The sequence below is a fragment of the Phyllobacterium sp. YR531 genome (assembly GCF_000282595.1).
GTDB lineage: Bacteria > Pseudomonadota > Alphaproteobacteria > Rhizobiales > Rhizobiaceae > Phyllobacterium.
Genome location: NZ_AKIZ01000040.1, coordinates 121,988 through 133,672 on the forward strand (window position 1 = coordinate 121,988; position 11,685 = coordinate 133,672).

Below are 11,685 nucleotides of genomic sequence, written 5' to 3' on the forward strand. Positions count from 1 at the left end.
ACCAATCAATTTACGGTCGATGGATTGTTTTGACTTCGAGGAAGTCTTCAAGGCCGAATTTTCCGCCCTCACGCCCATTACCGGATTGCTTGTAACCACCAAACGGGCTGCCGTAGCGATGCGGCCCGCCATTAATGTGCACCATACCTGCTTTTAGGCGTGAAGCGACACGTTCGGCCCGTTTTGCATCTCCGGTCTGCACATAGGCGGCAAGGCCATATGGCGTATCATTGGCAATCGCGATTGCCTCTTCTTCGGTATCAAATGGAATAAGTGCCAGAACCGGCCCGAACACCTCTTCCTTCGCAATGCGCATATTGTTGTTCACATCGGCGAAGATCGTAGGCTGCACGAAATAGCCGGTCTCGAAACCCTTTGGCTTTCCGGCACCGCCAACAAGAACACGTGCCCCCTCTGAAATGCCCGCCTCAATCAGATTCTGCACCCGGCCATACTGGATATCGCTGATAAGCGGTCCGATATGATCACCCTCTTCCTCCGGGTTACCAACACGGGCCTGTTTGCCGGTTTCTTCAGCTATCCTGACAGCCTTGTCGTAAACAGAGCGTTGCACGAGCATGCGTGTCGGCGCATCGCAGGATTGGCCGCTATTGTTGAAACACTCGAGCACGCTTCCTGCAACGCGATCCTCAAGGTCGGCATCCTCGAATACGATATTGGGAGATTTGCCGCCCAACTCCAGAGTGACACGTTTTACTGTATCAGCCGCATCCTTGCTGACTGCGATGCCTGCCCGGGTCGAGCCGGTAAACGACATCATATCGACGTCTTTGTGCTTTGACAGTGCAGCGCCAACTGATGGCCCATCGCCATTGACAAGATTGAAAGTGCCGGCAGGGAAACCTGCCTCATGTACCATTTCCGCGTAGAGCATTGCATTAAGGGGCGTGAATTCACTTGGCTTCAACACACAGGTGCTGCCCGTCGCCAAAGCTGGAATGACTTTAAGGGCAATCTGGTTGACCGGCCAGTTCCATGGCGTGATCAAGCCGCAGACACCAATCGGCTCGCGCACAAGAAGATCACCGTTAGGCAGGTCTTCGCGCATATCGAGGTTTCTCAATCCATCGATAAATCCTTGGAGGTGACCTACCCCCACATCCGCCTGTTGCTGCGTACTCATCGTAATCGGAGCGCCCAGTTCCAACGTGATGGTTCGAGCCATCTCGCCATAACGGCGCTTGTAAATTGCCAGAAGATTTTCCAGCAGCTCCAACCGCTCTTCAACCGAAGTCCGGCTGTAACTTTCGAACGCCTTTTTTGCGGCAGCGACAGCGCGATCAACATCCGTAGCGCTTCCCATTGAAATAACCGCGATGGGCTTTTCCGTTGCCGGATTCAGCACTTCTAGATCATTTGCCTGCAGCGGATCAACCCACTCACCATTGATATAGAACTTGCGTTTGTCGAGCATAACATCCTCCTGCCAGCCAAGCTTTTCTTCTATTCTGACCATCAATCGGACGAAGGCAAGGCCCGTTACAACTGAATACAACCTATGTCGCGGACAACACATGACTTGCCGCATACTGGCTTCTTGAAGGTGTGGACCGGTACTATCCTCAACCAATGGTTCATTCCTGTTTTGAGCTTATGCATTTGCAACCGCGCGCCTTTCACGGCACCCGGGCGAGCACGAACGACCATTATTTCCAGACCAAAATTCAAATAAAAAACAAAGGGGTACTTTGATGAAATCACTCTTATTGAGCAGCGTAATGGGATTGGCCTTGCTTGGCACAATCGGCAATGCATCGTCAGCGGAATGCGGCGACGTCACCATCGCCAGCATGAATTGGCAGTCGGCAGAGGTTCTTGCCAATCTCGACAAGATCATCCTGAACGCAGGTTATGGTTGCAATGCCGAAGTCGTACAGGGCGACACGATTCCAACCCTCACGTCGATGACTGAAAAAGGGCAACCTGATATTGCTCCGGAAGGTTGGATCGACTTCATGCGCGATATCATGGACAAGGCTGTCGCCGACGGGAAACTCGTTTACTCATCCAAGTCTTTGTCGGATGGCGGCGTACAGGGTTGGTGGATTCCCAAATATCTTGCGGACGCTAATCCTGATATCAAGACAATTGACGATGCCCTCAAGCATCCTGAACTTTTCCCTGCCCCTGAAGACAAGTCCAAAGGTGCAGTATTCAATGGACCTCCCGGCTGGGGTGGCACTGTGGCGACTGCCCAGTTCTTCAAGGCATATGACGCTGAAAAACAAGGTTTCACCCTTGTCGATACTGGTTCAGCAGCCGGTTTGGATGGATCACTCGCCAAAGCATATGAGCGCAAGGAAGGCTGGCTCGGATATTACTGGGAACCAACCGCCATTCTCGGCAAGTATGAAATGGTCAAGCTGGACCACGGGACGAAATTTGATGCTGCTGAATGGAAGCGCTGCAATACAGTTGCCGATTGCCCCGATCCGAAGAAAAACGACTGGGAAATCGCGGAAGTCGACACTGTCGTAACCAAGAAGTTCAGCGACAATGCCGGTCCTATCATGGACTATCTGAAAGCCCGGTCATGGGACAATAAAACCGTCAATGAACTGCTTGCCTGGATGACTGACAATCAGGCAACTGGCGAAGATGGCGCAAAACATTTTCTCAAGAACAATGAAGCAATATGGACCAAATGGGTCAGTGCTGAAGTTGCTGAAAAGGTCAAAGCCGAGGTTAACTGATGAGAAAACGGGGGCAGCTATTTCGCTGCCCCTATTCTTTCAAAAACGCGTTGCATAACGCAAGCCATCATAGATTGCTGCATGAATGTTACGGGCGTGAACAGCGTCGCCAATGCGCAAAAGATCGAATTTACCTTCCGAGCGGATCGGAAAAATTGCACCGCCATTGACTAGTCTATCGTAATCAATCGCACCGCCATTACGCGAAAGCGGTTTCAACTCACGATAAAGATCGTCAATTGGCAAGGTACCATGTTCCACCACCACCTGATCAACCAAACGCTCCTCCCTGTAGTCCGGCGCGTAGTCTGATCCCAATGTTGCAACAAGCTGGTTGCCGTTGCGCGCGACTGACAAAAGCCGCGTGTTGATCGTCACACGCACACCCTGCTGTTGAAACGCCCGCATATAAGGAACGTGATTCATGCCACCCATTTCAGGTGCGAAAAAGCGTTCTGGACTCAACAGTTCCAGCTTGGAGCCGCTTCGCGCAATCATCTCGGCAGCACTCATGCCCTGATGCCCACCATTGTCATCATAAAGCAGAACGTTTTCGCCGGGCTTGATCGATCCCGCCAGAATATCCCAGCTTGACGTGACCAGATCATCGCCCCCACTAAGCGGTGGGTTTTGCGGCAATCCACCCGTTGCCACAACCACAATGTCGGGCTCAAGCGTCACAACATCATTGGCTTCGGCCCAAATATTATAGCGCAACGGCACTCCCAGACGTTCAAGCTCCGCCAGGCGCCAATCAACAATGCCAATCATTTCCTTGCGACGGGGATTTTTTGAAGCAAGCATTACCTGTCCACCTGCCTGATCCGATGCCTCCAATATTTCGACCTTGTGACCAGCCTCTGCAGCAACTCTGGCGACCTCGAGCCCGGCGGGTCCAGCCCCTACGACCACAACAGACTTGGAACGGTCCGCTTTGGAAATCACATGCGGCATGGCAAGCTCACGCCCGGTTGCCGCATTGTGAATGCATAATGCCTCACCGCCCTCGTAAATGCGGTCGAGACAGTAAGTGGCCCCAACGCATGGCCTTATCCTGTGCTCTTCTCCTGCAATGATTTTGCGAACTATATGAGGGTCGGCAATATGGGCCCGCGTCATTCCCACCATATCCAGCTTGCCTTCAGCCACCGCATGCCGGGCAGTCGCTACATCGGCAATACGTGCCGCATGAAACACCGGAAACTTTGTCGCCTGACGAACATCTCCGGCAAAATCCAGATGCGGTGAAGAGCGCATTCCCTGTATCGGAATGACCTCATTCAAAGCGGCGTCCGTATCGATATGGCCTCGTATGATATTGAGAAAATCAAACTTACCGGATGCTGCGATACGGCGGGCGATCTCCACACCTTCCTGCCTGGAAAGGCCCTGTTCCCAGTCTTCATCGGCGACCATCCGAATGCCCACGATAAAATCAGGTCCTACAGCTTTGCGAACCGCATCGATCACGGCCCAAGTGAAACGCAGGCGATTATCAAGCGAGCCACCATATTCATCCTCCCGCCTGTTGGTTGCCGGAGACCAAAATCCGTCCATGAGATGGCCATAGGCCTCAAACTCGATACCATCCAATCCCGCGGCTTGCATACGCTGTGCTGCGGAAGCGTAATCAGCAATAATGCGCTCAATATCCCACTCTTCGGCTTCTTTCGGAAAAGCGCGATGAGCCGGTTCGCGTATTGGAGACGCCGAGACAACAGGTAACCAATCGGCCTTATTCCAGCTTGTGCGACGACCAAGATGCGTCAACTGGATCATGACAGCCGCGCCATGTTCATGGCAATCATCAACCAATTCGCTCAACCAAGGTACAATTTCGTCCTTATACGCATGGAGATTGCCAAAAGCTGGTGGGGATTCCCGCGAGACAACTGCTGATCCAGCAGTCATCGTCAGCGCAATACCACCCTTTGCCTTCTCTGCGTGATAAAGCCGGTAACGCTGTTTCGGCATACCATCTTCGGAATAGGCAGGCTCATGACTTGTTGACATGATGCGGTTTTTAAGCCGCAAATGTTTCAGCTGGTAGGGTTGCAGAAGCGGATCATCATGTGTCGGCAATGGACCTGTTCCCTTTATTTTGGGTCCATCCTAATCCTGCAATCTACAAATGAGTTTCTTGCCCGCGACTTCTTTTGACACGCATCCGCCGTGTGCGCTTCTCGCTTTGGCATCTTGATTTATTATTACACCAGAAGTTTATTCTACCGGCTAATGTATACCCATAAGCAAAAGCGAATTTGTCGTCTGAACTTCAATAAAATTTGGTCTTATTAAAATAACTCTCGCACACATTTTACAGTAATATACACCTTTTGATGTATGGACAAAACTGGCGCATTTCCGTCTACTGTTCTCCAAACGGCAATTCTCAAGTAAAAACAAGGGGACACAATGCCAACCATTAATCAGCAACAGGCCGGCGATCCAGTAGAAATACTAGCAGACTACGTTCAAAGGGATGGCTGGGGAATAAATCCGGCAACAACATCTCCCACGAACTTTTCATTTGTGGATATGACTCCGCCAACCACCCTTGGCTCCATGAGTGTTACCGGAACCGGTTTTACCTACTTTACTGTCAATGGAGAAACCGTGCCGATAAGCGGCACTGTAACCAGCCTTAAAATAAATTCGGGCATAATCATCATTGGTCAACCACCATATGTGCCTTTGGAAATCACCGGGTTAGACCTTTCCGTGACGCAACTGCTACTCGCCGCGCAGGATGGCGAAGACGCAGTAAGGGATTTGTTTGCGAATTTGCAATGGACTTGGACAGGTTCCACCGGGAACGATAGTTTCACCGGCGGAAATCTCAACGATCATCTGACCGGAAACGACGGCAACGACGTCATCCGGGGTGGAAATGGCAGCGATACCATAATCGGCGACGACGGCATGCCGGCAAGCGACGGCAATGACACGCTTTACGGTGATGGCGGCAATGATTTCATTTATGGATACGGCGGAAAAGACATCCTTCACGGCGGAACAGGAGAAGACTACGTATCCGGCGGATCGGAAGATGATGTTTTGTACGGCAACGAGGACAATGACAGGCTTTTCGGTCAATCAGGCAACGATACGCTGGATGGCGGAACTGATTCCGATAGTATGGAGGGCGGCGCGGGTGCGGATAAATATTATGTCGACAATGTTGGTGATAAGGTAATCGAGGGCAATGTAGCAGGCATCGATGTTGTATCGGCTTCCGTTTCCTTTGCGACAGGCGGACAGCATATCGAAAACGTCCTTCTAACAGGCTGGGGCAACATAAACGCAACCGGAAACGCGCTGGCTAATTATTTGGTCGGCAACAGCGCAAATAATTCACTGGATGGCGGGGCTGGTGCTGACACACTTCAGGGTGGTGCGGGTAACGATAAGTATTATGTCGACAATGTTGGTGACAAGGTAATCGAGGGCAATGTTGCTGGCATTGATGTCGTGTCCAGTTCGGTATCCTTTGCTGCTGGCGGACAATACATCGAGAACATCCTCTTGACCGGCTCAGCCAGCATCAACGCGACCGGTAACACACTCAACAATTACCTCGTCGGCAATAACGGAGCCAACATCATCAGTGGTGGTGTTGGCAATGATTTGCTGACGGGTGGCGCAGGAAGAGACGCCTTTGTGTTCAATACGGCAGCAAATAGCAGCACCAATCGCGATACGATCAGCGATTTCAGCGTTGCAGATGATACGATCTGGATGGAGAACGCCATATTCACTGCGCTTGGGGCGGCTGGTCCATTGGCAGCGGCCGCTTTCCATATCGGCACAGCAGCGGCGGACGCCAGCGACAGGATCATCTACAATTCAACAACAGGCGCTCTTATCTATGACAGCAACGGCACAGCCGCAGGTGGAGCTACACAGTTCGCAACATTGAGCACAGGCCTCGCGCTAACGAATGCGGATTTTCTTGTCATCTGATCTTGCAAAATTCAGCCTGAACCAAACCTGAGGCTGCTGACTGACTTCTGGCCTATCTTATTGCGTTCAGTGCAATAAGGTAGGCTTCTCTATGCAACGCCGTTATTCGAATCTTTGGAACGGCATCTTATCAATCGTTGATGCCATCACGCCCTTCAATTGACATGAGCGTGGCGGTGAGAAATGCAATCAGTCGCCGTTGTCCACCCTTGTCGGCAAACACCTCTGTTTGAGCAAGTGTCAGCGTTTTGCCCGACTTTATGACTTCTCCTCGCGCTGTGATGAGGTCACCAACCGCGGGCGCAACAAGATTGATTTTGAACTCAGTTGTCAGGACTCCTCGCCCGGCAGGCATTTGGGTAAGCGCTGCATAGCCGGCAGCCGTATCTGCAATCGCACTGATCGCTCCTGCATGAATAAAACCGTGCTGCTGAGAAATTTCCCGGCTTGGTTTCAATTCAATTTCCACAATCCCGGGCAGAACCGAACCGAGCTCTGCGCCTAACGTACTCATCAATCCCTGTTTGGCAAAACTCGTACGGATACGTTCCTCAAAATCCGGAGTACCAATTGTCAATGGAGGATCCTCCCACATATCTCGCTTCGCTGACTAACTTGTATATTTTGGGTCCACTCGAGATCACTCTAAGTGTCTGCCTCAGTAAATTTGTAGCCTGTGATCTTAGCCACATCCAAATACTTTGCCGAACAGAACATGGTGACAGCGCCTTCCACCTCTACGTTGAGGAAAGCACCAAGTTTCTCCATTCCAATTCTAGAGAACCCTACCCTACAAAACTTGGTGACTGACACGCTTCTTAGGTCCTACAATCGTAACTGAAAGGTAACTCTGTCGAACGAGTCCCATTTTACCGGAGGATGAGATGGTAGGAATTCAGTTGAAAAAGTAAGTAGAAGAGATGGCCCTTCCCGATCGAAGTCCAGTTTAATTATTTCAACGCGATCCAAAGAGGGAGCTGAATCATAAATACTTTTCAAGTACAGCGGGTTTTCTACGTAGTCCCACCACATATTTTGGTCCCGCGCTCGATTATCGTCAAAAACACCAAGACATGCACACGTCATTCAATGTTTATGCTCGGACTTCCGAATCCGCAGAGACTTACCGGCCTTCTTTGACGTAGATATCTGCTTCAATCGCAGCTTCTACAAAAATCAAACGCGCAGCGTCGACTGATCCAATTCCAGTTTGTGCTTCATAGCACAATACGCGTGCCTCCATATACAAAGAGGCCTTCTTTTTGGGCCATCCTGAAAGCAGGAAGGCTGCAGCATCGCGGATCGATGCTATCGTCTCATTCCTGCCGAAGAGATTGCTCTCGACGATAACCGGTTGAAACGCCAGATTGCCCATCTTGTCCCCCACACATCGTGTGCATTCACAATATGAATGCACACGCAATTTTAACTAATAATTAATTATTACTTTCGCCCCCGTGACGCGTGGGTGACTGACGGCGCAAACACATGATGGGGTCAAGATTTTGGGCACATGTGTTTGATTACAAAATTTTTGGCAGACTGAGAATATGCGCCTCAAAAACAATCTCTGAAACTTTCTGCTTTGGTCACACCATGTCGTACCGTCTTAGCCAGTTTTCGAGCTTATCTGGCCAATGGCTCGTCGGAGAATTGCGTCGCCCCATAGCAAAGCCGTGACCTCCCCTGGAAAAAAGATGGCGTTCAACTTTCACACCGGCTTTCTGGCATGCCTCTTCCATGATGGCAGTATTTGCCGGATTTGAAATGCTATCGTTTTCCGCCTGAGTGAGAAATGTTGGGGGACAGTTTTCACGAACATATGTCTCGACGGACCAGCTGGCAGTGTCCTTCACCGTCGGGCTCCTCCCGACCAAACTGACGCGGGTGGAAGTTTTGTCATATGGCGGTTTGAGCGTAATCACCGGATAGGCCAAAGCCAAAACAGACGGGCGTGGGGAAAAGCTATCCGTCTTGTCCAACGGAACATACGATTGAAAGTGTGATCGAGCCGCAGCTAAGCCCATCAAATGACCACCAGCAGAAAAGCCCAAGACACCGACTCTTGAAGGATCGATTTGACGAGACACATGCCCGCTGCGAATTAGCCTTAAAGCGCGATGCACATCCTGCAGCGGCGCGAGCGGGCCATCATTCCATTTTTCTCTTGGCAAGCGGTATTTCAAGACGCAGGCAACAATTCCGTGCTCGTTAAGCCACCTTGCCGCCGGTATTGCCTCTTTCTCGACTTCGATACGTTTATATCCGCCACCTGCGGCAACCAACATCGCGGCGCCCGATGGACGGTGCGGCATGTAAATATCCATCGATGGTGCGGCGATGTTGCTTATGGCACCTTTGGCATTTTCGACAACCGGCCCCTCCGGGCCACCTCCTCCAGGAGGACCGTTGTCCCACAGGGCTATGCTCCTCTGCTGGATTGTGTCTGCCGATACAGGTCCGGTCAAACCAAACGTGCAAAATGCCCCTGCTGATGCGAGGAAGGTCCGGCGGTCTAATAACATCTATGTTTCCAGGTTTTGCATGATTAGGGACTGTTAACTTGGAAAGTAGGCATGAAAACGATTAGTCACGGACTTTTAAGTAGCATTGCTATGGATCTGCTTAGCTGGGCCGCCCCATCCCTTGAGACAGAGGGGCCCTCGCTGATCAGGCCACGGGCGTGTTAAGCAACTGCTGTTCCCACAGATATGCAATGCCGCTTCCAGCGGCGTGCTGCTTCAATATCTCAGTGAGCTCGGAAGCGTGCTCGGTCCGGGCCCAGTCGCGTTGCCATTCGGATGCCAGCGCCAGCCAAGTCATCATGTTTGCACCAGCCGCAATCATCCGATGAATAGCCAACTCGTGTGCCTCGACTGAAACAGAGCCAGACGCATCAGTGATAACGGTCACATCCCAGCCTTCGCCGAGCGCCTGTATTACAGGCATGGCGACGCAAATCTCTGTCCATAGACCGGCAATGATCAACTGCTTGCGACCGGTCGCCTTCACAGCGTCCACTACCTTCTGATCTTGCCACGTATTAATAAAGGTCCGGTCGATGACTTCCTGACCGGGAAACACGTCGGTGATCTGTGGGAAAATAAAACCACCCCTGTCAGCGATCACGCTTGTCAGAATAGTGGGAACGCCGAATGCCTTGGCAGCCTTCGCCAAAGCTGTTGAATTGTTGACGACCATCTGCGGTTCGTGGCTGTTCAAGTTTGCGAGTTGGTAGGGTTGGTGGTCGATCAAAACAAGCACTGAATCTTCCGGGCGAAGAAGCGAAGAAAGGCCGTTACGAAACGTCATCACAAATCCTATTTTGCTGTTTGAAGAAGGTTGCTTGCGAAAAGACCAATACAGTGTGTATTGCCTTCGCAGATGAACCTTGTCATTCCTGTATCTGATACGATAGTGGTCTATTGTGCCAAGCTGTGTCGCAGAACTAGGAACGCTGAATTGGAAATTGAAGATCTGAGGACATTTGTGGAAGTCGCTGATGCTGGCGGGGTTTCACCCGCTGCGCGTAGGCTAGGCATTTCCAAATCGATGGTCAGCCGACGGCTAATCCGGCTGGAAGCAGAACTTGGCGTCCAGCTTCTTGCGCGAACCACCCGAGGCGCAGCTCTTACGGAAGCCGGGATCACTTTTCGGGATCATGCGGCGAATGTCTGTGCCGAGATCGATTTGGCCCGAGAAACCATTCTGCCCGCTGGTGAACTTTGCGGTCGCTTGCGCGTGGCTGTGCCGCTTTCTTTTGGTCCCACCCATTTCGCTTCTGTTCTTGCGGCAATGGCGCAACGTCACCCGCAGCTCCATATTCACACGTCCTACAGTGATCGCTTCGTCGATCTTATTGCGGAGGGTTTTTATTGTGCGATCCGGCTTGGCTATTTGCAGGATTCAAATCTTATCGCGAGGCGCGTTGGCCCGATCTATGGAAAACTTGTCGCTAGTCCGGACTATATAAAAACGCATGGGTCACCCGAGCATCCCGATGAACTTGTCACCCATCAAGCGCTCATGCAAGGAACGGAGTCATGGCAGTTTTTGGATGGAAAAAAGACCATTACGGTCTATCCGCGGGGGCGTTTTAAAGCAGACAACGCCATAGCTCTCGCCGAAGCGGCCATGGCAGGGATCGGCATTGCCTGGCTCCCCGATGGCGTTACCGATGAACATATAACCTCTGGCGAGCTTGTGCCAATTATGACGCGATACCCACCGCCGCCAGCGGGCATATATGTCATTCGACCGCCAGGGCATCACCCTTCACGGAAGGTGGCCGTGCTCATCCAGATGTTAATCGAGTGCTTTGAGAAAACCAGGGAGCCCGCATAATTCGGTTCTTTGCCTTACCGTATCATCTATAAATCAACCACGGGCGCACTATACTATGACGCTCATAGATCGGGTTCAGGTGGATACTGCAAAAGCGTCGGTTGCATTCTAGCTGCGCCCGCCTTAACCGAGAAAATCCGGCACTCGTAAGAAACTGCGCTGCCGGATTTGTTGCGGAAGAGTACTCCTCCCCTAAATATCAAATGACCAGGAAATCCGCATTGGTCAGGGCAAGACCCTTGCCTATGCTGGCAAACTGCACTGCAGCCCCGGAACCTGAGCCATCGGCGTCGTAATAAAGCGCACCATTAGATGCGTTATAGACGATCCTGTCACTGGCATCTGCAGCACCGGCACCGATCCGGAAGGCTGCTGCCGCCAATGCACCTGTCGCCCCAAGCGCGGCGAATATGGCGTTGTCCATCCAGATCGTATCATCCGCAACGCTGAAATCGCTGATCGTATCGCGATTGGTGCTGCTGTTTGCGGCCGTATTGAACACAAAGGCGTCCCGTCCTGCACCGCCTGACAGAACGTCATTGCCCGCGCCGCCGCTGATAATGTTGGCTCCGCTATTACCGACGAGGTAATTGTTCAAGGCATTACCGGTTGCGTTGATACTTGCCGAGCCGGTCAGAAGGACATTTTCAATGTGCTGCCCGCC

General features: G+C 51.7%; 10 protein-coding genes. 3 read left to right on the top strand and 7 right to left on the bottom strand.

Annotated elements, in window-relative coordinates:
* Positions 1 to 10: 10 nt before the first annotated feature.
* The gene (locus tag PMI41_RS23755; protein ID WP_008129165.1) at positions 11 to 1,435 is read right to left on the bottom strand and encodes an aldehyde dehydrogenase family protein; all 1,425 of its coding nucleotides are present in this window, start codon (positions 1,433 to 1,435) and stop codon (positions 11 to 13) included.
* 277 nt (positions 1,436 to 1,712) lie between these two features.
* Here PMI41_RS23755 and PMI41_RS23760 point away from each other — a divergent pair, with 277 nt between their 5' ends.
* On the top strand, positions 1,713 to 2,714 hold the full coding sequence (locus PMI41_RS23760; RefSeq protein WP_040856658.1) for an ABC transporter substrate-binding protein: 1,002 nt from the start codon (positions 1,713 to 1,715) through the stop codon (positions 2,712 to 2,714).
* Positions 2,715 to 2,753: 39 nt separating this feature from the next.
* On the opposite strand, the gene PMI41_RS23765 is transcribed toward PMI41_RS23760, so the two are convergent.
* Positions 2,754 to 4,796: an NADH:flavin oxidoreductase gene (locus PMI41_RS23765; RefSeq protein WP_008129170.1), complete on the bottom strand. Its 2,043-nt coding sequence runs from the start codon at positions 4,794 to 4,796 to the stop codon at positions 2,754 to 2,756.
* Between the two features lie 333 nt (positions 4,797 to 5,129).
* Between PMI41_RS23765 and PMI41_RS24425 the strand changes: the two genes are divergently transcribed.
* Entirely contained in the window at positions 5,130 to 6,677 is a 1,548-nt protein-coding gene (locus tag PMI41_RS24425) for a calcium-binding protein (protein WP_008129172.1), read from the top strand.
* 130 nt (positions 6,678 to 6,807) lie between these two features.
* Here PMI41_RS24425 and PMI41_RS23775 read toward each other — a convergent pair whose 3' ends face one another.
* The 4 genes from PMI41_RS23775 to PMI41_RS23790 all read right to left on the bottom strand — a co-directional run bounded on the left by PMI41_RS23775 (position 6,808) and on the right by PMI41_RS23790 (position 9,989).
* On the bottom strand, positions 6,808 to 7,254 hold the full coding sequence (locus tag PMI41_RS23775) for a PaaI family thioesterase (protein ID WP_008129174.1): 447 nt from the start codon (positions 7,252 to 7,254) through the stop codon (positions 6,808 to 6,810).
* A gap of 546 nt (positions 7,255 to 7,800) precedes the next feature.
* Positions 7,801 to 8,052 carry a DUF982 domain-containing protein gene (locus PMI41_RS23780; protein WP_008129181.1) on the bottom strand — a complete coding sequence of 84 codons (252 nt, stop codon included), beginning with the start codon at positions 8,050 to 8,052 and terminating at the stop codon, positions 7,801 to 7,803.
* A 214-nt stretch (positions 8,053 to 8,266) separates the two neighbouring features.
* On the bottom strand, positions 8,267 to 9,004 hold the full coding sequence (locus tag PMI41_RS23785; protein ID WP_244423999.1) for an alpha/beta hydrolase: 738 nt from the start codon (positions 9,002 to 9,004) through the stop codon (positions 8,267 to 8,269).
* A gap of 343 nt (positions 9,005 to 9,347) precedes the next feature.
* The gene (locus PMI41_RS23790) at positions 9,348 to 9,989 is read right to left on the bottom strand and encodes a hydrolase (protein WP_008129185.1); all 642 of its coding nucleotides are present in this window, start codon (positions 9,987 to 9,989) and stop codon (positions 9,348 to 9,350) included.
* Between the two features lie 150 nt (positions 9,990 to 10,139).
* Here PMI41_RS23790 and PMI41_RS23795 point away from each other — a divergent pair, with 150 nt between their 5' ends.
* The gene (locus tag PMI41_RS23795) at positions 10,140 to 11,021 is read left to right on the top strand and encodes a LysR family transcriptional regulator (RefSeq protein ID WP_008129186.1); all 882 of its coding nucleotides are present in this window, start codon (positions 10,140 to 10,142) and stop codon (positions 11,019 to 11,021) included.
* A 199-nt stretch (positions 11,022 to 11,220) separates the two neighbouring features.
* Here PMI41_RS23795 and PMI41_RS23800 read toward each other — a convergent pair.
* Positions 11,221 to 11,685 (bottom strand): calcium-binding protein (locus PMI41_RS23800; protein ID WP_008129187.1); only part of this gene is annotated, 465 nt, incomplete at its 5' end.